The following is a 22,922-nucleotide window of genomic DNA, read 5'->3' on the forward strand; positions in this document are numbered from 1 at the left end:
TCAGGCTCCCGGGGTGACGGCGTAGGCGTTGACGGCCCGGCCGAGGCCGAGGTGGTCGCGCAGGGTCTCGCCGCGGTAGCCGTCCCGGAACGCGCCGGCCGCGCGCAGCGCCGGGACGACCTCGCCGGCGAGCAGGTCGAGGTCGTCGGGCAGGACGGCGGGCCGCAGGTGGAAGCCGGCGACGCCGGTCTCGGCGGCCCAGCGCGGCAGCTCGGCGGCCAGCTGAGCGGGGGTGCCGGCGAAGGACAGGCCGGCGGGCTCGAACGGCGTCAGCGCGTCCAGTTCGTGCTGCCGGTCGCGGGCGCCCTGCTCGGTCTCGGCGAGCACGATCGACACCGTGGCCAGGACCTTCGCGCCGGGGAACCGGGCGGCCGCGGCACGCACGGCTTCGAGGTGGTCGGCGCGGGTGATGACCACGTCGGCGCCGACGGCGTGCGGCGAATCGCCGTAGACCGCGGTCACCGGGTGGCCCTGCGGCGGCCGCGGCGTGATCGACGGGCCCTTCACGCTGAAGAAGCGGCCCTCGAAGTCGACGTAGTGCAGCTTCTCCCGGTCGATGAACCGGCCGGTGGCGGCGTCGCGGACGATCGCGTCGTCCTCCCAGCTGTCCCAGAGCCGGGCGCTGACGTCGAGGACCTCGGCGGTCTCGGCCTCGCCGTCGGCCGGCGACGGGGCCGGGCGACGGCCGAAGTGCGCGGCCTCGCCGTCGGTCAGCGACGGCACCGCGAGGACGCCGGCGCGGCCGCGGCTGGCGTAGTCGAGGGTCGCGACCGACGTCGAGACGTGGAACGGCTCGGTGTGGGTGGTGGTGACCGTCGGGACCAGGCCGATCCGGCTGGTCGCCGGCGCGAGGGCGGACAGCGTGAGCAGGGCGTCGAGGCGCCCGCGCACGACCTCCTCGCCGCCGGGCTGCAGCGCCAGGGAGTCGTCGAGAGTCACGAAGTCGAGCGAAGCGGCTTCGGCGAGCTTCGCGTACTTCAGGTAGTGACCGGAGGTGAACAGCGCGGCGGGCTCGACCGCGGAGACACGCCACGCGGCCGGGTGGTACCCGGCCCCGTCGATGGCGACGCCCAGGTGCAGCTGTGCGGAAACCATGCCTGGGGAACTCCGCTGGTGAGATCGGGATTCCCGCTCCCACCTGCTGGGATCAGAAGCTGCGGCGGGCCATTTCCTCGAGCCGCGCGATGCGGTCGGCGATCGGCGGGTGCGTCGAGAACAGCTTGCTCAGGCCCTCGCCGGGGCGGAACGGGTTCGCGATCATCAGGTGCGACTGCGACACCAGCTGCGGCTCGGCGACCAGGGGCCGCGCCCGCGTCCCGGCGTCCAGCTTCCGCAGCGCCGAGGCCAGGCCCAGCGGGTCGCCGGTCAGCTCGGCACCGGACGCGTCGGCCTGGTATTCCCGCGATCGGCTGACCCCCATCCGGATGACGGCGGCGGCGATCGGGCCGACGAAGACCAGCATCAGGCTGACCAGCGGGCTGCCGTCGCGGTTGTTGCCGCCGAAGAACAGCGCGATGTTCGCGAGGACGCTGATCACGCTGGCCAGCGCGCCGGCGACGCACGAGATCAGGATGTCGCGGTTGTAGACGTGGGACAGCTCGTGGCCGAGCACGGCCCGCAGCTCGCGCTCGTCGAGCAGGTCGAGGATGCCGGTGGTGCAGCAGACGGCCGCGTGGCGCGGGCTGCGGCCGGTCGCGAACGCGTTCGGCGCGACGGTCGGGCTCAGGTAGAGCTGCGGCATCGGCTGGCGGGCGACCTGCGCGAGCTCGCGCACGATCCGGTACATCGCGGGCTGCTCGACCTCGGACACCGGCCGCGCCCGCATCGCGCGCAGCGCCAGCTTGTCGGAGTTGAAGTAGGCGTACGCGTTCATCCCCAGCGCGATGACCAGGCCGATGACCAGCGCGCCGCGGCCGAAGAGCCCGCTGATCGCGATGATGATCGCCGACAGCAGGCCGAGCAGCACCGCCGTCTTCAGTCCGTTCTGGTGCCCGTGCACGCGCGCTCGCCTCCGTCCGCTCTGGAAGTGGGTTACCCAGTGGAAACAACGCGATCGGGGGACGCGAAGTTCCTTCACGTGATGATGGCGCGGGTTAGGCTCGGCAGGCGAGTTGATCACGAGCGGAGGCGCCGATGCGAGGTCGCCCGATAGGCCGGAGGGCACTGTTTGCGCTGGTCACGGCCAGCGCCGGGGCCGTGGTCCTGCCCGGGGTCGCGCGGGCGCAGGACGTCCGGTCGATCGACCTCGGCGGGGCCCCGACCGCGGTCGCGGTGAATCCCGTCACCGGGCTCGCCTACGTCACGGATCCCGAGGCCGGGACGGTTTCGGTGGTCGACCCGCGCACGGCCTCGGTCGGCGCGGTGGTCCGGGTCGGCGGCGCGCCGGGTGCCGTCGCGGTCGACCCGAAGGCCAACCGGATCTACGTCGCGAACCCGCCGGCCGGCACCGTCGTGGTCCTCGACGGCCGCACCCACGACCTGGTGAGCGTGATCGGCGCGGGAGCGGGGGCGTCCGCGCTGGCCGTGGACGAGCGCGCCAACCGCGTCTACGCGGCCAGCGGCGGCACCGGCACGCTCGCCGTGCTCGACGGCGTCAGCTGCACCCTGGCCGCGCTCGTGCCGGGCCCGAAGCCGAGCCTCGCCGGGATCGCCGTCGACGCCGGCCGCAAGCTCGCCTACTGCGCGAGCACCGGCACGGATTCGGTCGAGGTGTTTTCGATCGACAGCGGGAAGTTCGTCGCCAGCGTGAAGGTCGGCGCGCGCCCGACCGCCGTCGCCGTGCACGCCGAGAGCGGTTCGGTGTACGTGGCCAACTCCGGCATCCACCACATGTCCATTGTGGACCCGGCGACCCGCACCGAGCGGAAGACCGTGTTGCTGCGCAGCGAATCGTCGTCGCTCGCCGTGCACCAGGGCACGAACACCGTCTACACCAACGGCGGCCAGAACGGGCTGAGCCGGGTCGACGGCGCGAGCGGGACACTGACCGGCGAGCTGCCGCTGGGCGTCAACCCCGGCGACGTCGCGGTGGACCAGCGCACGCGCACGGTGTTCGTCACGGATCCCTTGCACGGCAGGGTTTCCCTCGTCCGCGATTTCTGAGCACCCGGCTGGCGTAACTCCAGGTATACGGTGGGAAAGTATGAAACTCGGACTGCAGATCCCCGACTTCACCTGGCCGAACGGGGCGTCCGCGCTGGGCAGCGACCTGGCCGCCGTCGTCCGCACCGCCGATCAGGCGGGCTTCGACTCCATCGCCGTGATGGACCACTTCTTCCAGATCGGCGGGGTCGGACCCGTCGAAAACGACATGCTCGAGGCGTACACGACCCTCGGCTTCATCGCCGCGCACACCACGCAGGCGAAGCTCCTCACGGTCGTCACGGGTGTGCTGTACCGGCACCCGGGCCTGCTGGCCAAGGCGATCACGACGCTGGACGTGCTGTCCGGCGGCCGCGCGATCCTCGGCATCGGCGCGGGCTGGAACGAGGACGAGTCCCGCGGCCTCGGCTTCCCGTTCCCACCGGTCGCGGAGCGCTTCGAGCTGCTGGAAGAGAACCTCCAGTACGTGCTCCAGATGTGGGCCGAAGGCGACGCGCCGTTCAAGAGCAAGCACTTCGACGCGACGAGGCTGCTGAACGTCCCGCAGGCGCTGTCGGACCCGCGCCCCCCGATCATGATCGGCGGCGGCGGCGAGAAGAAGACGCTGCGGCTGGTCGCCAAGTACGCCGACCAGTGCAACCTGTTCAACGGCCCGGAGCTGGAGCACAAGCTCGACGTGCTGAAGCGGCACTGCGAGAACGAGGGCCGCGACTACGACTCGATCACCAAGACCGTTTACCACATCCTGGACATCGGCGAGGACGGTTCGAAGTCCGGCGAGCTCCTGAAGGAACTGGAGCGGCTGCACGGACTCGGCATCGACGTCGCGCTGGGCATGGTCCCGCACGTCCACAACCCGGCGGTGCTGGAGAAGTTCGGCACCGACGTGATCCCGGCCGCCGAGAAGATCTGAGCAAGTTCCGATCGGCACCTTGCCCTCTCCGCCGGCCGGCGGAGAGGGCTCAGCCGTCCTTGGCGAAGACGCGGGTCAGCGCCGCGACGCCGATGCCGGTGACCGCCAGCGCGATGCCCCAGACCACCCAGCCGACCAGCACGAGCACCACGCCCGTCGCCGCGAACAGGGCGAACTCCACCAGGAAACGGGCCGGTTCCGGCAGCCGGCGGCGGGCCCGCGGGGCGATGAACAGGCCCCAGATCGCGGCCGCCACCAGCGGCAGCAGGACCGCGTCGACGATCGCCAGCACCACACCGCTGCCGAGCTGGGTGCCGGCCGCCGCCAGGCCGCCCAGCAGGGCCAGCTCGGTGAGGAAGCGGACCGTCAGCACCACGCCCGCGACCCCGCTCAGGCGGGGACCCGTTTCCGAAGTCATCCGGCCAGCCTAGGACCCGGGTCCACTGTGGACGTTACGGGTCCGGACGGGTACCGTCCGTGATCTCTGCCACAGGTTGCGGTTCCGAATCGGTCCACCAGTGCCTCACGCGTCGCTGTAACGACGATCCGCCCCTGCTCGACGTGTTAAGCGCACATCGCGACCGCGAGCCAAGGAGCCTGGTAGATGACCACATGTCGACTCTGCGGTTCGACAAACACGGCCAGCGTCGTCGACCTCGGCGCGACTCCCCCGTGTGAGCGATTCTTGACCGCCGAACAGCTCGACGAGCCGGAGGCCACCTTCCCGCTCCACCTCAAGGTGTGCACCGACTGCTGGCTCGCCCAGATCCCGCCGCTGATCGACCCCGACGACACGTTCACCGAGTACGCCTACTTCTCGTCGTTCTCCACGTCGTGGGTCGAGCACGCGAAGCGCTTCGTCGACGGCGCCGTCGACCGGCTGGGACTCGGCGAGAAGTCCTTCGTCGTCGAGGTCGCCAGCAACGACGGTTACCTGCTCAAGCACGTCGTCGGGCACGGCATCCGGTGTCTGGGCGTCGAACCTTCGGTGAACGTCGGGCAGGCGGCGCGCGACGCCGGCGTGCCCACCCTGACGGCCTTCCTCTCCGAGGAAACCGGCCTGCGGGTGCGCGAGGAGCACGGCCCCGCCGACCTCGTCGCCGCGAACAACGTCTACGCGCACATCCCCGACGTCCTCGGCTTCACCAAGGGCCTGCGCGCCCTGGTCGCGGACGACGGCTGGGTCTCCATCGAGGTCCAGCACCTGCTCACGCTGATCGAGAAGAACCAGTACGACACGATCTACCACGAGCACTTCCAGTACTACACGGTCGAATCCGCCCGGCGCGCCCTCGCGACCGGCGGCCTGACCGTGGTCGACGTCGAGCTCGTGCCGACGCACGGCGGGTCGATCCGGCTGTGGGCGCGTCCGGCCGAGGTGGCGGGCGAGCCCAGCGAGCGGATGACCGACGTCCTGGAGCGCGAAAAGGCGGCCGGGCTGCACGAGCTGTCCGGGTACACCGAGTTCGCCGAGCGCGTCACCCGCGTGCGGCTGGACCTGCTGAAGTTCCTCATCGAGGCGCGCAACGACGGGAAGACCGTCGTCGGCTACGGCGCCCCGGGCAAGGGCAACACCCTGCTGAACCACTGCGGCATCCGGACGGACCTGCTGCAGTACACGGTCGATCGCAACCCGTACAAGCACGGCCGCTTCACGCCGGGCACGCGCATCCCCGTGCTGCCCCCGGAGCGGATCGAAGCCGACCGGCCCGACTACGTGCTCGTCCTCCCGTGGAACCTCCGGGAGGAACTGACCGAACAGCTTTCGTTCGTGGGCGCGTGGGGCGGAAAGCTCGTGTTCCCCATCCCCCACCTGGAAATCGTCGAGGTGCAGTGAAGTGAAGGTCGTCCTCTTCTGCGGTGGCTACGGGATGCGGATGCGCAACGGCGCGGCCGACGACGTCCCGAAGCCGATGGCGATGGTCGGTCCGAGACCGCTCATCTGGCACGTCATGCGCTACTACGCGCATTTCGGCCACACCGAATTCATCCTGTGCCTGGGTTACGGCGCGGCGCACATCAAGAACTTCTTCCTGAACTACCAGGAAACCATTTCCAACGACTTCATCCTGCGGGGCGGCAAGGCGGAGCTGCTCTCGACCGACATCGCCGACTGGACGATCACCTTCGTGCAGACCGGCATCGAGTCGCCGATCGGCGAGCGCCTGCGCCGCGTCCGCGACTACCTCGACGGCGACGAAATGTTCCTCGCGAACTACGCCGACGTCCTTTCCGACGTCCCGCTGCCCGACATGATCGAGCGGTTCTCGAACACCGACGCGGGCGCGTCGATGATGGTCGTGCCGCCGCAGTCGTCGTTCCACTGCGTCGAAATGGACGAGGGCGGCATGGTCGGCTCGATCACCGCGGTCAGCGAAATGCCGCTGTGGGAGAACGGCGGGTACTTCGTGCTCCGGCAGGAAGTGTTCGACCACATCCCGGAGAACGGCGACCTGGTCGCCGACGGCTGCGGCGAGCTGGCCAAGCGCGGCCGCCTGCTGGCCTACCCGTACCGCGGCTTCTGGAAGCCGACGGACACGGTCAAGGAGCGCGCGGCCCTCGACAACGCCTACACGCACGGCGAGAAGCCCTGGGCGCTCTGGGAGCGGCCCGTCGCGAGCACCGCGTGATCGGCCTGCGGCCGGGACGGCTCGGCGGTGTCGTCGCCCTCGGCGCCCATTGCGACGACATCGCGATCGGCGCCGGCGGCACGCTGCTGACGCTGTGCGCGTCGCGGCCGGGCCTGAAGGTCGACGCGCTGGTCCTGTCCGGCGGCGGCACGCCCCGCGAGGACGAGGAGCGCGCGGCGCTGGCGGCGTTCTGCCCGGGCGCGCAGCTCGACGTCACGGTGCTGAAGCTGCCGGACGGGCGGTTCCCGGCGCACTGGGAAGAGGCCAAGAACGCGCTGGAGGAACTGCGGCGGCGGACCGATCCGGACGTCATCCTGGCGCCGCGGACCGACGACGCCCACCAGGACCACCGGGGGCTGGCCAAGCTGGTGCCGACGGCGTTCCGCGACCACCTGGCGCTGGGCTACGAGATCGTCAAGTGGGACGGCGACCTCGGCGCCCCCACGGTGTACCAGCCGCTCGACGACGACGTCGCGGAAGAGAAGGTCCGGCTGCTGCAGGAGCACTACGCGTCGCAGCGCCACCGCCCCTGGTACGACCGCGAAGCGTTCCTCGGGCTGGCCCGGATCCGCGGCATCGAGGCCGCCGCGAAGTACGCCGAAGCGTTCTTCGTCAAGAAACTCACTCTCGACCTGAAGGGCTGAATCCGATGCGGGTGTTGCTGACGGGGCACAAGGGCTACCTGGGGACGGTGATGGCCCCGGTGCTCGCCGCCGCCGGCCACGAGGTCTTCGGCCTCGACTCCGGGCTGTTCGAGGACTGCCTGCTCGGGCCCGCCCCGGCCGACCCGGCCGGGCACGTCGTCGACCTGCGGGACGTCACGCTTTCGCACGTGGAGGGCTTCGACGCGGTGATCCACCTGGCCGCGCTGTCGAACGACCCGCTCGGCTCGCTCGCGCCGGAGCTGACCTACGACATCAACCACCACGCGTCGGTGAAGCTCGCGAAGCTGGCGAAGGACGCCGGCGTCAAGCGGTACCTCTACGCGTCGACCTGCTCGGTCTACGGCGCGGGCGGCGACAACCTCGTCGACGAGGACGCCCCGCTGCGGCCGGTGACCCCGTACGCGGAATCGAAGGTGCGCGTCGAAGCCGACGTCCACGAGCTGGCCGACGACGACTTCACCCCCGTCTACATGCGCAACGCGACCGCGTTCGGCTACTCGCCCCGGCTGCGCGGCGACATCGTGCTGAACAACCTGACCGCGCACGCGCACCTTTCCGGCGAGGTGCTGGTGCTGTCGGACGGCACGCCGTGGCGGCCGCTGGTGCACGCCCAGGACATCGCGCGCGCGTTCACGGCCGCCCTGACGGCGCCGAAGGAGGCCGTGCACAACAAGGCCTTCAACATCGGCACCGAGGACAACAACGTCACCGTCGCCGAGATCGCCCAGGAGGTCGTCGAGGCCGTGCCGGGCTCGACGCTGAACATCACCGGCGAGGCCGGCGCCGACCCGCGCTCGTACCGCGTCGACTTCTCGCGCTTCCGCGCCGCCATCCCGGGCTTCGCGTGCGAGTGGTCGGTCAAGGACGGCGCCGTCGAGCTCATCGAGGCCTACCGCAAGTTCGGGCTCACGCGGGAGTCGTTCCAGCAGCTGTTCACGCGGCTCGCGTGGCTGAAGAGCGAGGGCGAAGCCGGCCGCATCGACGACACCATGCGGCGGCGCTAGTGGCGGGCCCGCAGCTGCGGACGGGGGCGGAGCTGCACGCCCTGGTCGAGCGGCTGTACCCGATCTGCCGCAGCATCACCGGCGACGGTGTGCGGCAGACCCTGGACATCATCGGTGAGCACATTCCCCTGGACCGCCACGAGGTGCCCACCGGCACCGCGGTGCTGGACTGGACGATCCCGCAGGAGTGGAACATCCGGGACGCGTACGTCGCTTCGCCGTCGGGTGAGCGCGTGATCGACTTCCAGGAGTCGAACCTGCACGTCGTCGGGTACAGCGTCCCGGTGCGGCGGCGGATGCCGCTGAGCGAGCTGCGGGAGCACCTGCACACGCTGCCGGACCAGCCGTCGTGGGTGCCCTACCGGACCAGCTACTACGCCCCGGCCTGGGGTTTCTGCCTCGCGCAGGAGAAGCTCGACGCGCTGCCCGACGGCGAGTACGACGTCGTCATCGACTCGACCCTTTCCGACGGCTCGCTGACCTACGGCGAGCACGTCGTCCCGGGGCGCGTCACCGACGAGGTCATCGTGTCGTGCCACGTGTGCCACCCGTCGCTGGCGAACGACAACCTGGCCGGCATCGCGGTGGCCATTTCGCTGGCCCAGCAGCTCGTTGATCCTTATTACACCTACCGGTTCCTGTTCATGCCGGGCACGATCGGCTCGATCACGTGGCTGGCGCGCAACGCTTCCCGGATCGAGAAGGTGCGTCACGGGCTGGTGCTGGCGTGTGCCGGCGACCCGGGATCGTTGACGTACAAGAAGTCCCGCCGCGGCGACGCCGAGATCGACCGGGTGGTGCAGCACGTGCTTCGCTCGCGGGAACATCGCGTTGTCGACTTCTCGCCGTACGGCTACGACGAGCGCCAGTTCTGCTCGCCGGGCTTCAACCTCGGCGTCGGCTCGCTGACCCGGACGCCGTACGCGGGCTACCCCGAGTACCACACCTCCGCGGACAACCCGGGCTTCGTTTCGCCCGCGGCCATGGAGGACACGCTCGGCGCCCTTCGCGACGCCTTCGAGGTCCTGGACCGCAACCGCCGGTACGTCAACCTCAGCCCGTACGGCGAGCCGCAGCTCGGCAAGCGCGGGCTGTACGACTCCCTCGGCGGCCGCAGCGACGCCAAGCAGGCCCAGATGGCCATGCTGTGGGTGCTCAACCTCTCCGACGGCGAGCACAGCCTCCTGGACATCGCCGAACGGGCCGGGCTGCCGTTCGGCATCGTCGACGTCGCGGCGCGTGCCCTGCACGACGCCGGCCTGGTCAAGGAGTGAGCGACGTGGCCAACCACCGCCGTGCGCCGCGCTCGATCTTCCGATCGGGCGCGGTGCGCGCGATGGCCGGACGGCTCAGCTGGGGCCTCGGCGACCAGGCGGTGTCCAGCCTGACGAACTTCGCGGTCGGGCTGTACGTGGCCCGCTCGCTCGGCACGTTCGCGTTCGGCATCTTCAGCCTCGCCTGGGTCACCTACGGCGTGGTGCTGAACGTGTCGCGCGGCCTGGCCACCGACCCGCTGATGGTGCGGTTCAGCGCGGTGCCGGAGGACCGCTGGCGCCTGGGGGTCGCCAGCGCGTCCGGCACCGCCATCGGCGTCGGCTGCTTGACCGGGCTGGTCAGCCTGGTCGCGGGGCTGGCCGCGGGCGGCCCGCTCGGCAACGCGTTCGTCGCGCTCGCCGTCGTCCTGCCGGGCCTGCTGCTGCAGGACGCCTGGCGGTTCGCGTTCTTCGCCCGTGGAGCGGGCAAGAAGGCCTTCATCAACGACTGCGTGTGGGGCGTGGCGCTCATCCCGGCGCTGTACATCGCCGCCCAGGTCCACACGGTGGTCGCGTTCGTGCTGGCCTGGGGCCTCTCCGGCGCGGTCGCGGCCGGCTACGGCTGGTTCCAGACCGGCATCCTGCCCCACCCCCGCGAGGCATTGGGCTGGTTCCGGCGGCAACGCGACCTGAGCGTCCGGTACCTCGTCGAGAACGTCAGCAACAGCGGCGCGTCCCAGCTGCGCGCGTACGGTCTCGGCGCGATCGCCGGGATCACCGCGGTCGGCGCGGTGCGCGGGGCCGAGCAGCTCCTGGGCCCGTTCCTGGCCCTGCTCATGGGGCTGTCCCTGGTCACCGTGGCCGAGGGCGCGCGGGTGCTCCAGCGGGCGCCGCACCGGCTGAAGCACTTCTGCGTGATCCTCGGCGGCGGCCAGGCCGCCGCCGCGCTGTGCTGGGGCCTCGGCCTCCTGCTCCTCGTGCCCGACAGCGCCGGCCGCTGGGTGATGGGCTCGGTGTGGGACTCGTCGTCCCCGCTGATCCTCCCGGTCACCCTCGCCGTGGTCGGCGCGAGCTTCGCCACGGGCGCGGCGGCCGGCCTCCGGGCGCTCGGTGCCGCACCCCGAAGCCTGCGTTCGCAGCTGATCGCCTCCCTGTTCTACGTCACGTTCGGCATCACCGGTGCCTTCCTCGGCGGCGCGGCGGGGTCCGCGTGGGGCGTCGCGACCGCGACGCTCAGCGGGTCCGTCGTCTGGTGGCTGCAGCTGCGGGCCGGGCTGCGCGACTACGTGCCACCCGGCGCCGACGAGCCCACCGTGGTCTTCGAGCCGATCAAAGAGCCGATCAAGGAATGAGGACTCCATGACCACCGTCCCGCGGCTGAGCCTCGGCCTCCCGGTGTACAACGGCGAGGAGTACCTCGCCGAGTCGCTGGACGCCCTGCTCGGCCAGACCTACGAAGACTTCGAGCTGATCATCTCGGACAACGCCTCCACCGACGGCACCGACGAGATCTGCCGCCGCTACGCCGAGAAGGACTCCCGGATCCGCTACGTCCGGCAGCCGAAGAACATCGGCGCGACGCCGAACCACAACTTCGTGTTCGACGTCTCGCGCACCGAGCTCTTCAAGTGGGTCTCCCACGACGACCTCTACGCCCGCGACCTGCTCAAGCGGTGTATCGAGGCCCTCGACGAGCGCCCCGACATCATCCTGGCCCACTGCGACCAGGCGATCATCGACGGCGACGGCCGCATCGTCCAGCCGCTCGAGTACACGCTGAACACGGCTTCCCCGCACGCGCCGGACCGCTTCCGCAGCATCCTGTTCGAGCCCGGCGGCGACGACTTCTACGGCGTCATCCGCGCCGACGTCCTCCGCCGCGTCAAGCCGCTCGACAGCTACCACCACGCCGACCGGACCTACTCCGCGGAGATGGCCCTGCACGGTCCGTTCCACCAGGTGCCCGAACTGCTCTACTTCCGCCGCGACCACCCGGGCCGCGCGGAACGGGCCAACCCGACCATCCGGAGCCGGTGCGCGAATCTGGACCCGCGGCGCGCGAACCGGCTCCGGAACCCCACCGTCCGCCTGCTCGGCGAGTACGTCTTCGGGTTCGCGGACCTGATCCGCCGCGCGCCGATCTCGGCCGCCGACAAGCGCGAGTGCTTCGGCCACCTCGGCAACTGGCTGACCAACCGGGCCCGCTCCGGCCACGGCGAGCGCGTCGAGGACCGGGCGCCGACCGCCTCCGACGTCGCCACGGTCAACGAGATCGTGGCCGGCCGCGAAGGCAGGCTCGCGTGAAGCGTGCCCCGCGCGTCGGCGTCTTCGGCCTCCTCGGCTCGGGGAACCTCGGCAACGACGGTTCCCTCGAAGCCGTGCTCGGGTACCTGCGTGCCGAGTACCCGGACGCGGTCCTGACCGGCCTGGTGGGCGGCCCGGACCTCGTCCGCGAGCGCTACGGCGTCGACACCACGCCCCTGCACTGGAACCAGGCCGAGTACGAGACGGCGTCCGGCCTCCGGTCGATCGTCCTCAAGGGACTCGGCAAGCTGGTCGACGTCGGCCGCACGGCCGCGTGGGTCCGCAAGCAGGACGTCGTCATCGTGCCCGGCATGGGCGTCCTCGAAGCGACGCTTCCGCTGCGTCCGTGGGGTTTCCCGTATTCGCTCTTCCTCCTTTCCGCCACCGGGCGCCTCTTCGGTACCAAGGTGGCACTCGTGTGCGTCGGCGCGAACCACATCAGCGCGCGGGCGACCCGGACGCTGGTCCGCTGGGCCGGCCGTCTCGCCGCCTACCGCTCCTACCGGGACGACATCTCCCGCGACGCCATGCGCGCCATGGGCGTCGACACCAGCCGCGACGAGGTCTACCCCGACCTCGCGTTCTCCCTCCCCACCCCGGCCGCCGACGGCGTGCCGGGCACCGTCGGCGTCGGCGTGATGGCCTACTACGGCGGCAACGACGACCGCGCCGACGGCGACCGCATCTACCGCCACTACGTCGACACGATGAACCGTTTCGTCGCGTGGCTCGTTGACCAGGGCAGACCCGTCCGGCTGTTCATCGGCGATCAGATCGACCGGCAGGTCGTCGACGAGATCATCGAGAAGACCGCTTCCCCGCTGGTGACGGCGGCTTCGGCGGAGACCCTGGACGAGCTGATGCACGAGATGGCCGCGGTGGACAGCGTGGTGGCCACGCGCTACCACAACGTGCTCTGCGCCCTGAAGGTCGCGAAGCCGACCGTCGCGATCGGGTACGCGCCGAAGAACGACGTGCTGATGGCGGAGCTGGGCCTCGACGGTTTCACCCAGCGGGCGAAGGACGTCAGCTTCGACAAGCTCGTCGAACAATTCACCGAACTGGAGAACCGTTCGGCGGAACTTCGCCAAACGCTCCGGGAACGGAACGAGATGAACGCGCAACGGCTCAAGGACCAGTTCGCCGCCCTTTCGGCGGCCCTCTTCGGGGGTGGGCGATGAAGGCCATTCCGGTGCCCGAGATCGAGGGCGCGTATCTCTTCGAACCGACTCCGCACGGTGACCGGCGCGGCTTCTTCAGCCGGACGTTCGACCGGGACGTCGTCGCGTCGGTCGGGATCGACCCGGACGGCTTCGTCCAGGACAGCCTTTCCCGCTCCCGCAAGGGAGTCGTCCGCGGGATGCACCTGCGCGGCGGCGCCGGCGAGGCGAAGCTGGTGCGGTGCTCGCACGGCGCGGTCTTCGACGTCGTCGTGGATCTCCGACCGGATTCGCCGACATTCCGGAATGTCAAAACCTTCGAACTTTCCGGTGAGACACAGGTTTCCGTGTACATCCCCGCGGGGTGCGCGCACGGATTCCAGTCACTCACGGACCCCTCGGATGTTGCGTACCGTATCGATCGCGCGCATGATCCGTCCGAAGACATTACGATTTCGTACAAAGACCCTGAATTGGACATTTCGTGGCCACTGTCGGTCACAATGGTCAGTGACCGAGACGAACGTGCGCCGTCTCTCGGAGAGGCGTTGAAACCAACGAGGTGACCCACATGGGAACGAACTTGCCCCGCTCCACGCAGGCGAACGAGCGGCTGCACCGGGTCGTCCCGGGTGGTGCGCACACTTACGCCAAGGGCTCGGACCAGTATCCCGCAGGGATGGCTCCGGTCATCTCCCACGGCCTCGGCGGCCACGTCTGGGACGTCGACGGCAACGAGTACGTCGAGTACGGCGCCGGGCTGAGAGCGGTCAGCCTGGGCCACGCCCACCCGAGGGTCCTGGAAGCGGTCCGGGCCGAGCTCGGCAAGGGCAGCAACTTCATCCGCCCGTCGATCATCGAGGCCGAGGCCGCCGAGCGGTTCCTGGAGAACGTGCCGACGGCCGAGATGGTGAAGTTCACCAAGAACGGTTCGGACGCGACGACGGCCGCGGTCCGGCTGGCCCGCGCGGCGACCGGTCGCCGGCTCGTCGCCAAGTGCGCCGACCACGCCTTCTTCTCGACCGACGACTGGTTCATCGGCACGACGGCGATGAACGCGGGCATCCCGGACGAGACGACGGAAGCGACGGTGTCCTTCCCGTACGGCGACCTGCAGGCCGCGGAGGAGCTGCTGCAGCGCCACGAGGGCGAGATCGCGTGCCTGATCCTGGAGGCCGCGGCGGCGGTGGAGCCGCCGCCGGGGTACCTGCAGGGCCTGCGCGAGCTCGCCACCCGCCACGGCGTCGTGCTGGTCTTCGACGAGATGATCACCGGCTTCCGCTGGTCCGCCCAGGGCGCCCAGGGCCTGTACGGCGTGACGCCCGACCTCTCGACGTTCGGCAAGGCCCTCGGCAACGGCTTCGCGGTGTCCGCGCTCGCGGGCAAGCGGGAGCTGATGGAGCTCGGCGGGCTGCGCACCGACCGCGAGCGGGTGTTCCTGCTCTCGACGACGCACGGCGCGGAGACCCACTCGCTGGCGGCCGCGATGGCGGTGATGGACATCTACCGCGACGAGGACGTGATCGGCCGCATGCACGCCCTCGGCGACCGGCTCGCCACCGGCGTCCGCGAGGTGGCGGCCGGGATCGGCGTGGAGGACCACGTGGTCGTCCGCGGCCGGGCGAGCAACCTGGTCTTCGGCACGCTCGACGAGCAGGGCAAGCCGTCCCAGCCGTACCGCACGCTGTTCCTGCGCGAGCTGATCGGCGGCGGGGTGCTCGGACCGTCCTTCGTGGTCAGCGCGGCGCTCACCGAGGCCGACATCGACAAGACGATCGACGTGGTCGCGCAGGCGTGCACGGTGTACCGGAAGGCCCTCGACGCCAACGACCCGACGCCGTGGATGGGTGGCCGGCCGGTGCAGCCGGTGTTCCGCAAGTTCGCTTGACCGCCCGGCCGGCCGGGGAACGCTTCCCGGCCGGCCGGGTTCACCGTCGGCCGCCAGTCCCCGCTCGAGCGGGCCGGATTCACTCCACGGGTCCGATGAGGACACTCCAGGGTGACTGTTTTCCGGCCCGATCGTGCGTAACTTCCTGCCATGGGCAGATCCCGTGCGGTCCTCGTCGCCGCTTGCTCGCTCCTGATCGCCGTGGCCTGCCCGGTGGTCGCGCGGGCCACCGACGGGCCCGGGCCGGTGTGCGACCACCAGCCCGCGGAGCACGAGGAAGCGCCTCCCGGGGCCGTCTCCGTCGATCCGGGCGTCGACGGAGACCTCTCGGCCAAGACGGCGGCGAACCCGCCCGGCACGACGTTCTGGCTCCGCCCCGGCACCCACACGCTCGGCACCGACGAGTTCGGTCAGGTCGCCCCGAAGGACGGCGACGTCTACCTCGGCGCGCCGGGCGCGATCGTCGACGGCCGCGGCGTCAACCGCGCCGCCTTCACCCAGCGCGCCCGGGACGTCGAGCTCCACGGGCTCACCGTCCGCGGGTTCGCCGCGCTCCAGGACCAGGGCGTGGTGAACCACGACTCCGGCGACGGCTGGCTCATCGAGAACACGACCATCGAGGACAACGCCGGCGCGGGGCTGATGGCCGGCGCGCGCCAGGTCGTCCGGCACTCCTGCCTGCGGAACAACGGCCAGTACGGGCTGAACGCCTACCAGGCGGGCGACGGCATCACCGGGCTCGTGCTGGAGGGCAACGAGATCACCGGCAACAACACCGGCGACTGGGAGGCCAAGGTGCCGGGCTGCGGGTGCAGCGGCGGCGCCAAGTTCTGGGCCGTGAACGGGGCCGACATCACCGGCAACTGGGTGCACGGCAACCACGGCGCCGGCCTCTGGGCCGACACCAACAACAACGACTTCCTCGTCGAGGACAACCTCTTCGAGGCCAACGACGCCGAGGCGCTGTTCTACGAGACCAGCTACAACCTCGTGCTGCGCGGCAACACCTTCCGGCGCAACACCGTGGTGCAGGGCCGCGCGTTCGCGGCGCGCGGCGACAACTTCCCCGCGGCGACGGTGTACCTGTCGGAGTCGGGCGGCGAGCCGCGCGTACCGGCGCGGACGTCGTCGATCGACATCAGCGGCAACACCTTCGAGGACAACTGGGCCGGGATCACGGTGTGGGAGAACGCCGACCGCTTCTGCAACAGCCCGGCGAACACCTCCACCGGCTATTGCACCAAGGTGACGGCCAAGTCTTCGTGCGTGGCGGGCACGATCGAGAAACCACCGGCGTACGACGACTGCCGCTGGAAGTCCCAGCGCGTGGAGGTGCACGGCAACACGTTCCGGTTCGATCCCGGGCGGGTCGGCTGCACGAGCCTCTGCGGGCGGATGGCCCTGCTGTCGAACTACGGGACGTTCCCGGACTGGTCGCCCTACAAGGGAACCGTCGTCGAAGAGGCGATCACCTTCCGGCAGGGCAACCGATGGCACGGCAACTCCTATGCCGGGCCGTGGACCTTCGTCGTGCATGACACCTCCAAGACGGTCGACCCTGCGGGCTGGCGGGCGGAGCCCTACTCGCAGGACGAGTGTTCTTCGTTCGACGGCGGGACCGCCGGCTGCTGATCAGGAGCTTGCCGAGGGGGTCCGACAGTTTTTGCCGCGACCCGTGCCACCGGTAGAGGTTTTCCTTGCTGTCAAAGGAAAAAGTCGCGAACGGAGAATTTCGGACAGCCTGCACATCACCCGTTTCAGCGATGGCGTTCGCACGCGTGTTCGGTACCGTCGGAGACATGCCCGCCATTCCCGCACCCCTCCACCGAGACGCGATCGACGTCGTCCTGTTCGACGCGATGGGCGTCCTCTACACACCCGCCGACGACGTCGGCGAGCTGCTCGTCCCCTACCTCCGCAGTCACGGCTGCGTACTGCTCCGGGCCGAAATCGCGCAGCTGTACCAGGAATGCAGCCTCGGCAAGATGTCCTCCGCGGACTTCTGGGCGATGTCCGGCGCGTCCGGGGCGTCGGACGAGGAGTACTGCCGGAAGCACCGCCTGACCGAAGGCGTGGTCGCGCTCCTCGCCGAACTCGACGCCACCGAGGTGCGGCTCGGCTGCCTGAGCAACGACGTCAGCGAGTGGTCGAAGCTGCTGCGTGAACGCTTCGGCCTCGGCGAGTACCTGACCGACTGGTTCATCAGCGGCGACACCGGCGTGCGCAAGCCGGCGCCGGAGGCGTTCACGATCCTGTGCCAGCGCTTGGAGGTGGTACCGGACCGGATCCTCCTCATCGACGACCGCGCCGACAACGTCGCGGCCGCGCGAGCCGCCGGGCTGCAGGCGTTGCGGTACGGCACGGATCAACTGTCCACAATGGATCAACTGCGAAAGGAACTCAGACCGTGGTGAAGCGCGCGCTCGGCTCGCCCCGAAGACGTCCGGCCGGCAGCCGCCGGTTGCAGAGGACCAGGAGCAGATCCTGGGCCAGTCCGGTGACCGGAGTCCCGGTGCCGTACGACCAGTCGAGGTCGTCGGCACGCAGGCAGACTCCGCTCAGGTCGGTACCGAAGTACTTCACCTGCTTCAGCTTGATCCCGCCGAGAACGATTTCGAGCCGTTCCGAAGGCACGCGCCGGTCCAGCCCGAGGGCGGTGGTGATGTCGAGGCCGTGGATCACGTCGTGGCTGAGAGCACCCGCCGGCCCACCGCCGGGCGGCTGCCAGGGATGGCCGGCGTTGTCCCGCAGCGAGGCGATCAGCTCGTCCCGTGACAGCTTGGCGGCTTCCTCGCGAGCCAGGCGGTCGGCCATCCGGTTGAAGCGCCCGCCGGACTTCACCATCTCGCGCACGAACCGCCCGGTCGAGAACCGGAAGGGCATGGTCACGTGGGCGACGACTTCGGCAACCCGCCAGCCCGAGCACAGGGTCGGCGACGCCCACTCGGCCGTCGAAAGGTCACCAAGCAGCGCGGCCATCTCCCGCCGCTCGGCGGCGATCAGGTCAGGGATCATGGGTCTCTTCCTTCGCAGGTAGGTCACCCCACCGACGAACAGCCTTCGCCCGGACAGACACCCCGAAACCAGCCGGCTAGCGAGCACGATCCCGGTTCGCTCACCTGAACCAAGCGGTCGCCCGGTCGGTCAATCGCCGCAGCGCCGGACCATGGCCTCCACCGCCGGGCAGTGCGGCTGCTGGAGCGATTCGGGGCCATCTGGTCGGAAGGCTCGAGCCAAAGCGGGAGTCGGCGAGCCGATCCCTCCCCGACCCCACCAACTCGACCGCCGCCAGAAGTGGACCCGTGCATTCTGACCGGCGCGAGAGGCGCCACGGCGAGGCCGGCGCGCGGCGACTCAAACGCCACCGCCGTCGCGAAGGCGGCGCTCCCCTGCAGCCGCGGCGTCAGAGCCGGTCGGCCGCCCGGTCCACCAACCACCCCGTCACCGGAACCGCGGCCAGCGCCGCACAAAACCCGCCCATGGCATCCGTCGGGTAGTGCGCCCCCAACGCCACCTCAGCCCACCCCATCGCCACCCCGGCGACCAAAGCCAGTCCCAGGACCAAAACCACCCCAGCCACCCGGCCCAACCCCAGCCGGTCGACCAGCAACAGCCCGATCACCAACGCCAGCGCGGTGGCCAACGCCGTGTGCCCGCTCGGATACGAAAGGAACTCGCCATGGATCGTGCGGCCCACGATCGGCTTCAGCACCGTCGTCACCGCCACCGTGACCACCACGCCGAGCACCGTCAACACAGCCGTCCGGAGCCGGTGGACCAGGAAGCACACCGCCGCGAGCAGCGCGACCAGGACCGTCGATCCCACCGGTTCGCCACCGAAGTCGATGACCAGCGCCACGTACCGCCACGGCGGCTGGACGCCGTCGATCGACGGGAGCACCGCCGCGTCGATTCCGGTCAAGCCCGAGTCGTGGAAGTGGAGGATGCCGAGCGCCACCAGGACCGCCGTTGCCAAGGCAGCCGTCATCGCCAGCGGGGCGCGCAACACGGCCGGCATGGCCGCGGGCGCCGCCCGGACCTGCTGCCTCACCCGTGCGCCTCGATCGCTGCCTCGTACCCGGCGATCAACCGGTCGAGCCCCACCGCCGGGGTGAAGTCCTTCTCGTACCGGACGCGGGCCGCGTCGCCCATCTCGCCGTTGCGGTCGCCGACCACCGCTCGCAACCGGTCCGCGAGCGATGCCTCGTCGTTCGGGGCGTGCAGGAGCCCCGTCACGCCGTCGTCCACCAGTTCCGGGAAGGCGCCGTGGGCCGCCGCGACCGTGGGCACTCCCGCGGCCATCGCCTCGACCACCACCAGGCCGAACGCCTCCAGCCAGGTCGACGGCGCCACCACCGCCACCGCGTCGGCCGTCAGGGCCCGGCACTGCGCCTTGTTCTGGAGGCCGACGTACGACACGTCAGCGCGGCGGGCCGCCCAGGTCGCGACCTCGTCCTGCATCGGGCCGGTGCCGGCGATGACCAGCGGCACGCCCAGGGCGCCGCCGAGGCGGTCCCACGCCCGCATCAACAAGCCGACCCCCTTTTCCTCGGTGACGCGGCCGAGGAACAGCACGTGCTTGCCGTCGCCGGTGCGGCGGACGCCGGGGTCGGTGACGAAGTTGTGCTTCACCGCCATCCGCTCGCCGGGCATCCCGGCCGACACCAGGAGGTCACGTTGGGCCGCCGAAATGCAGAAGAACCGCGAAACGCCCGTCCACCACCGGCGGCGGTTCGCGGCCGTGCTCGCCGCCATCGGGAGCGTCGCGACGCGCGAACCGCGGTAGCAGCCGTGCTGGACCGCCGGTAGCGGTGCGCCGCCGACGCAGTCGGTGCAGATGCGGCCGTCGCGGTGGAGCGTGCCGGGTGGGCAGACCATTCCGTAGTTGTGCAGGGTCGCGACCGCGGGGATCCCCGCGTCCGCGCAGGCCGCGACCACCGACGGCGACAGCAGCGGGAACGTGTTGTGGATGTGCACGACGTCCGGGCGCGAGGCCTGCAGCCGGGCGGCGAGCTCCTTGCGCACCGCCGGGTTCCACGGCACGGTCAGCGGCACCGCGGCCTTGCGGACCGTCGGCATCGACGAGATGTCGTCGCTGCGGCGTTCGAACAGCGACACCTGGTGCCCGCCCTCGGCGAGCAGCGTCACCTCGGCGTCGACGACGTTGTTCTCGCCGCTCGGCTGCTCGGACCGGTACCGGTTGTGCACCACGAGCACCTTCACGCGACTGTCCCCTTCGCCGGGATGAATGCTTCTTCGTCGGACTGCGGCGCCCCGCGGACCAGCAGCGACGCGGCCACGGCCAGGTGCAGCAGGTACGGCGACGCGTCGCCGAGGCCGGCTTCGGTGTAGGAGGCCGAAAGGCAGTAGGTGATCAGGAAGATCGCGCACGCGCGAGCCAGCGACGGCGGCCGCAGCACGGCCACCACCACCAACGTGAGGAGGAACCCCGCCACCAGCGCGATCCCGACGAACCCCTGCTCGTGGTAGATCGCGAGCCAGCTGTTGTCGATCGGGAGGCCGTCGTAGGACTTGTCCGTCAGCCCGACCCCGAAGATGTACTCCGACGTCGTCCGCGGGGCCTCCAGCAGCGCGTCCCACACCTTCGCACGGCCGGTCAGGCTGGAGAAGTTGTCCGCGCTCTGCCCGCGCAGGAACCACGTCTGCAACGCGCCCGCCAGCACGACGCCGGCGACGCCGCCGACGCCGACCGTCCACGCGAACACCTTCCGCGCGCGGGCGCTGGTCAGCAGCATCGACAGGAAGGCCACGGCCAGCCCGGCGACCAGGCCGAGCGTCGCCGTGCGGGTGTGCGTGAGCATCAGCAGCCCCACCACCGGCACCACGATGAACACCGCGCTGCGCCACGTCGTGCGGCGCCCGAACCAGAGGAGGAGCGTGAGCCCGGCGATGACCGCCGCGTACTGGCCGATCTGCGGCGGGGTCAGCGGCCAGATCGCGCCCGAAAGCCGGCCGCCGTAGATGTCCGGCATCGCGTTGCCCGGGGAGATCACCAGGCCGATCGCCACCGACGCGAGCACGATGCCGTACGTCCGGATGTGGTAGCGGACGAAGCTGAACCCGCCGTCCCACCAGCGGGTCAGCAACCAGAGCGTGGAGACGAACACCGTGAGCCGGAAGCACCGGAACAGCGCGCCGGCGCCCTCCTTGAGGTCGATGCTGGCGAGGATGCTCGACCCCAGCAGCAACGTCAGGAGGAGCAGGTACGCGCTCGGGCGGATCCGCAGGTGCTTGTTCAGCACCAGCGCGATCACGAACGCCGTCATGAGCGAACCCATGGTCACCAGCTGGCTGACCGACCGCGGGAGCGGGATGACCGTCTTCGCGCCGGTCGAGCCGAGCGTGTTGAGGATCAGCAGCGCCCACGCCAGGCCTGCCCACTTCGGCGTCGCCGAGGCGGGTTCGGCCGCGGCGTCGCCGCGGATGCCCGCGATGCCGGTGTGCGTCGCCATGTCAGCCCCCGCCCTGCGCGGTGAACGTGCTGCCGGTGTCCTGCGAGTACGGCGAGCCTTCCCACTCGCCGATCTCGAGGACGCGGTCGGTGGTGTACGCGATGAACGTCCACGGGCCGGCGTAGCTGTTGTCGTGCCAGTGGTTGTCCTGCTTGTAGGTGATCGCCTCCTGGACCGCCTCGCCCTTGTACGGCGACCAGTCCGGGTAGCTGCCGAAGTTCGACAGCAGGCCCATCCGCCCGCACGAAGCCTGGCAGCCGACCACGGCCGGGTCGAGGACGAACTTGTTGTCGTGGATGTCGACGTGCTGGGTCTTCCAGCGGCAGTCGCTCAGCAGCGGCCCGCTCGCGATGGCCGGGTCCGCGCACTGCTTCACGTTCGGGACCAGCCGGGTGCAGTCGCCGGAGGAGGTGTTCGCCGGGCTGTTGCAGTAGCGGTCGGCGTTCTCCCACAGCGTGATCCCGGACCAGTTGTTCTCCAGGTAGTTGCGGGAGATCTCGATCTTCGCCGTCCGCGCCTTGATCCGCGGCTCGCCGCCGGACTCGGAGATGTAGATCGCCGGGGTCGGGAAGTTGTCGCCCTTGTCGGCGTACCGGCGGCCGTCGACCCAGTTGTTCTTGCGGATCGTGTTGTCGCGGATGACCGCGTTGTAGCTGATCTCGTAGATGAGCGCGGCGCTGTCGTTGTTCTCGATGAGGTTGCCCTCGATGAGGAAGTCGTTGTTGTTCGTGTCGGCCCACAGCCCGGTGCCGTGGTTGTCGTGCACCCAGTTGCCGCGCACGTCGGCGCCGTTGACGTCCCAGAACTTGACGCCGCCGGTGCAGCCGCAGCCGTCGATCTTCGCTTCCCAGTCGCCGGTGTTGTTGCCGGCGATCTCGTTGCCCTCGACGACCAGCGCGGTGATCGGCGTGCTGCCGGAGAAGGCGTTGATCCCGTACTGGCCGTTGCGGCGCAGGCAGTTGCCGCGCACCTGCTGGCGCGCGCCCGCCATCAGGCCGGCGCCGTCGTTGTCCTGGATGGTCGAGTGCTCGATCACCCAGCCGTCGCCGGAGTCGTGGTTGACCACGCCCTCGTCGCGGGGCGCCGCGAAGCCCTGGACGGTCAGGTAGGTGAGCTTGACGTTCTGGCCGTGGCCGGTGAACGCGTACTGGTTGATCTTGCGGCCGTCGACGACCGCACCGGGGGCGCCGATGTAGGCGTCTCCGTCCTTCGGAGTCACCTGGTCGTACTTGTCGTCGCCGAGGATGTGCTTGCCCGGCTTGAGCCAGAACGTCGTGCCCGGGCCGGCCGCCCGCGTCTTCGTGGCGAGGTCGCCCGGCACGGCCGGGTCGACGATGACCGCGCCCGCCGGCGCCGCGGCCGGGCCGGCCGGCTCCTTGTCGCACACCGCCGCGACCGACCCGCTGGGTGCCGGGGTCGCCTGCGCCGGGCCTTCGGTGTCGGGCCCGCTCGAGCATGCCGCGACCGTGAGGAGGACGCCGAGCAGCGGAGCGGCACGGCGGAGTCGGAGGCGGCGGGCTGTCACGGGCG

At 70.5% G+C, this 22,922-nt stretch carries 22 protein-coding genes; 14 read left to right on the plus strand and 8 right to left on the minus strand.

Going from position 1 to position 22,922, the window contains the following annotated elements:
• Nucleotides 1-1,095, minus strand: coding sequence for an LLM class flavin-dependent oxidoreductase (locus ACERZO_RS40620; RefSeq protein WP_372671312.1), 1,095 nt, complete (start codon nt 1,093-1,095; stop codon nt 1-3).
• Between the two features lie 52 nt (nt 1,096-1,147).
• Nucleotides 1,148-1,999: a zinc metalloprotease HtpX gene (htpX, locus tag ACERZO_RS40625; RefSeq protein WP_372671313.1), complete on the minus strand. Its 852-nt coding sequence runs from the start codon at nt 1,997-1,999 to the stop codon at nt 1,148-1,150.
• A gap of 134 nt (nt 2,000-2,133) precedes the next feature.
• Between htpX and ACERZO_RS40630 the strand changes: the two genes are divergently transcribed.
• Complete coding sequence (locus tag ACERZO_RS40630; RefSeq protein ID WP_372671314.1) at nt 2,134-3,102, plus strand: hypothetical protein; 969 nt, start codon at nt 2,134-2,136, stop codon at nt 3,100-3,102.
• Between the two features lie 40 nt (nt 3,103-3,142).
• Nucleotides 3,143-4,015 carry an LLM class F420-dependent oxidoreductase gene (locus ACERZO_RS40635; RefSeq protein WP_372671315.1) on the plus strand — a complete coding sequence of 291 codons (873 nt, stop codon included), beginning with the start codon at nt 3,143-3,145 and terminating at the stop codon, nt 4,013-4,015.
• A 49-nt stretch (nt 4,016-4,064) separates the two neighbouring features.
• Here the strand turns inward: ACERZO_RS40635 and ACERZO_RS40640 are convergent, their stop codons facing one another.
• Complete coding sequence (locus ACERZO_RS40640; RefSeq protein WP_372671316.1) at nt 4,065-4,433, minus strand: YrdB family protein; 369 nt, start codon at nt 4,431-4,433, stop codon at nt 4,065-4,067.
• A 186-nt stretch (nt 4,434-4,619) separates the two neighbouring features.
• Here ACERZO_RS40640 and ACERZO_RS40645 point away from each other — a divergent pair, with 186 nt between their 5' ends.
• From ACERZO_RS40645 to ACERZO_RS40700, 12 genes are all read left to right on the plus strand, one after another.
• The gene (locus tag ACERZO_RS40645) at nt 4,620-5,852 is read left to right on the plus strand and encodes a class I SAM-dependent methyltransferase (RefSeq protein WP_372671317.1); all 1,233 of its coding nucleotides are present in this window, start codon (nt 4,620-4,622) and stop codon (nt 5,850-5,852) included.
• 1 nt (nt 5,853) lies between these two features.
• A complete protein-coding gene (locus tag ACERZO_RS40650; RefSeq protein ID WP_372671318.1) occupies nt 5,854-6,645 on the plus strand; it encodes a glucose-1-phosphate cytidylyltransferase in 792 nt (263 codons plus the stop codon).
• Entirely contained in the window at nt 6,642-7,289 is a 648-nt protein-coding gene (locus ACERZO_RS40655; RefSeq protein WP_372671319.1) for a PIG-L deacetylase family protein, read from the plus strand. Before ACERZO_RS40650 ends, ACERZO_RS40655 begins: the two co-directional genes overlap by 4 nt.
• Nucleotides 7,290-7,294: 5 nt before the next feature.
• Complete coding sequence (locus ACERZO_RS40660; RefSeq protein WP_372671320.1) at nt 7,295-8,314, plus strand: NAD-dependent epimerase/dehydratase family protein; 1,020 nt, start codon at nt 7,295-7,297, stop codon at nt 8,312-8,314.
• Nucleotides 8,314-9,588 (plus strand): DUF4910 domain-containing protein, encoded by a 1,275-nt coding sequence (locus tag ACERZO_RS40665; RefSeq protein WP_372671321.1) that lies wholly within the window; start codon nt 8,314-8,316, stop codon nt 9,586-9,588. Before ACERZO_RS40660 ends, ACERZO_RS40665 begins: the two co-directional genes overlap by 1 nt.
• Nucleotides 9,589-9,593: 5 nt before the next feature.
• Nucleotides 9,594-10,919, plus strand: a complete 1,326-nt coding sequence (locus ACERZO_RS40670) for a hypothetical protein (protein WP_372671322.1) — start codon at nt 9,594-9,596, stop codon at nt 10,917-10,919.
• A gap of 7 nt (nt 10,920-10,926) precedes the next feature.
• Nucleotides 10,927-11,871 carry a glycosyltransferase family 2 protein gene (locus ACERZO_RS40675; protein WP_372671323.1) on the plus strand — a complete coding sequence of 315 codons (945 nt, stop codon included), beginning with the start codon at nt 10,927-10,929 and terminating at the stop codon, nt 11,869-11,871.
• Nucleotides 11,868-13,052 carry a polysaccharide pyruvyl transferase family protein gene (locus ACERZO_RS40680; protein WP_372671324.1) on the plus strand — a complete coding sequence of 395 codons (1,185 nt, stop codon included), beginning with the start codon at nt 11,868-11,870 and terminating at the stop codon, nt 13,050-13,052. The genes ACERZO_RS40675 and ACERZO_RS40680 overlap by 4 nt, the downstream gene beginning before the upstream one ends.
• Nucleotides 13,049-13,597 carry a dTDP-4-dehydrorhamnose 3,5-epimerase family protein gene (locus tag ACERZO_RS40685; protein WP_086676068.1) on the plus strand — a complete coding sequence of 183 codons (549 nt, stop codon included), beginning with the start codon at nt 13,049-13,051 and terminating at the stop codon, nt 13,595-13,597. The genes ACERZO_RS40680 and ACERZO_RS40685 overlap by 4 nt, the downstream gene beginning before the upstream one ends.
• A gap of 5 nt (nt 13,598-13,602) precedes the next feature.
• Complete coding sequence (locus ACERZO_RS40690; RefSeq protein WP_372671325.1) at nt 13,603-14,919, plus strand: glutamate-1-semialdehyde 2,1-aminomutase; 1,317 nt, start codon at nt 13,603-13,605, stop codon at nt 14,917-14,919.
• 150 nt (nt 14,920-15,069) lie between these two features.
• Nucleotides 15,070-16,551: a right-handed parallel beta-helix repeat-containing protein gene (locus ACERZO_RS40695; RefSeq protein WP_372671326.1), complete on the plus strand. Its 1,482-nt coding sequence runs from the start codon at nt 15,070-15,072 to the stop codon at nt 16,549-16,551.
• Between the two features lie 167 nt (nt 16,552-16,718).
• Nucleotides 16,719-17,333 (plus strand): HAD family hydrolase, encoded by a 615-nt coding sequence (locus tag ACERZO_RS40700; protein ID WP_372671327.1) that lies wholly within the window; start codon nt 16,719-16,721, stop codon nt 17,331-17,333.
• Here the strand turns inward: ACERZO_RS40700 and ACERZO_RS40705 are convergent.
• From ACERZO_RS40705 to ACERZO_RS40725, 5 genes are all read right to left on the minus strand, one after another.
• A complete protein-coding gene (locus ACERZO_RS40705; protein WP_372671328.1) occupies nt 17,320-17,934 on the minus strand; it encodes a maleylpyruvate isomerase family mycothiol-dependent enzyme in 615 nt (204 codons plus the stop codon). The two genes, ACERZO_RS40700 and ACERZO_RS40705, sit on opposite strands and share 14 nt — an antisense overlap.
• A gap of 388 nt (nt 17,935-18,322) precedes the next feature.
• A complete protein-coding gene (locus ACERZO_RS40710; RefSeq protein ID WP_372671329.1) occupies nt 18,323-18,970 on the minus strand; it encodes a phosphatase PAP2 family protein in 648 nt (215 codons plus the stop codon).
• The gene (locus ACERZO_RS40715) at nt 18,967-20,142 is read right to left on the minus strand and encodes a glycosyltransferase (protein ID WP_372671330.1); all 1,176 of its coding nucleotides are present in this window, start codon (nt 20,140-20,142) and stop codon (nt 18,967-18,969) included. Before ACERZO_RS40715 ends, ACERZO_RS40710 begins: the two co-directional genes overlap by 4 nt.
• On the minus strand, nt 20,139-21,392 hold the full coding sequence (locus ACERZO_RS40720; protein ID WP_372671331.1) for an O-antigen ligase domain-containing protein: 1,254 nt from the start codon (nt 21,390-21,392) through the stop codon (nt 20,139-20,141). The genes ACERZO_RS40715 and ACERZO_RS40720 overlap by 4 nt, the downstream gene beginning before the upstream one ends.
• A 1-nt stretch (nt 21,393) precedes the next feature.
• The gene (locus tag ACERZO_RS40725) at nt 21,394-22,917 is read right to left on the minus strand and encodes a right-handed parallel beta-helix repeat-containing protein (protein ID WP_372671332.1); all 1,524 of its coding nucleotides are present in this window, start codon (nt 22,915-22,917) and stop codon (nt 21,394-21,396) included.
• Nucleotides 22,918-22,922 lie beyond the last annotated feature (5 nt).

It is taken from the genome of Amycolatopsis kentuckyensis (assembly GCF_041679295.1).
Classification (GTDB): Bacteria; Actinomycetota; Actinomycetes; order Mycobacteriales; family Pseudonocardiaceae; genus Amycolatopsis; species Amycolatopsis kentuckyensis_A.

Bases quoted from the DNA above. Each gene is read 5' to 3' on its own strand.
- ACERZO_RS40635 (WP_372671315.1), top strand. From the start codon at position 3,143: ATGAAACTCGGACTGCAGATCCCCGACTTCACCTGGCCGAACGGGGCG.
- ACERZO_RS40685 (WP_086676068.1), top strand. From the start codon at position 13,049: ATGAAGGCCATTCCGGTGCCCGAGATCGAGGGCGCGTATCTCTTCGAA.
- ACERZO_RS40675 (WP_372671323.1), top strand. From the start codon at position 10,927: ATGACCACCGTCCCGCGGCTGAGCCTCGGCCTCCCGGTGTACAACGGC.
- ACERZO_RS40630 (WP_372671314.1), top strand. From the start codon at position 2,134: ATGCGAGGTCGCCCGATAGGCCGGAGGGCACTGTTTGCGCTGGTCACG.
- ACERZO_RS40705 (WP_372671328.1), bottom strand. From the start codon at position 17,934: ATGATCCCTGACCTGATCGCCGCCGAGCGGCGGGAGATGGCCGCGCTG.
- ACERZO_RS40695 (WP_372671326.1), top strand. From the start codon at position 15,070: ATGGGCAGATCCCGTGCGGTCCTCGTCGCCGCTTGCTCGCTCCTGATC.
- ACERZO_RS40660 (WP_372671320.1), top strand. From the start codon at position 7,295: ATGCGGGTGTTGCTGACGGGGCACAAGGGCTACCTGGGGACGGTGATG.
- ACERZO_RS40700 (WP_372671327.1), top strand. From the start codon at position 16,719: ATGCCCGCCATTCCCGCACCCCTCCACCGAGACGCGATCGACGTCGTC.
- ACERZO_RS40690 (WP_372671325.1), top strand. From the start codon at position 13,603: ATGGGAACGAACTTGCCCCGCTCCACGCAGGCGAACGAGCGGCTGCAC.
- ACERZO_RS40620 (WP_372671312.1), bottom strand. From the start codon at position 1,095: ATGGTTTCCGCACAGCTGCACCTGGGCGTCGCCATCGACGGGGCCGGG.
- ACERZO_RS40720 (WP_372671331.1), bottom strand. From the start codon at position 21,392: ATGGCGACGCACACCGGCATCGCGGGCATCCGCGGCGACGCCGCGGCC.
- ACERZO_RS40640 (WP_372671316.1), bottom strand. From the start codon at position 4,433: ATGACTTCGGAAACGGGTCCCCGCCTGAGCGGGGTCGCGGGCGTGGTG.
- ACERZO_RS40645 (WP_372671317.1), top strand. From the start codon at position 4,620: ATGACCACATGTCGACTCTGCGGTTCGACAAACACGGCCAGCGTCGTC.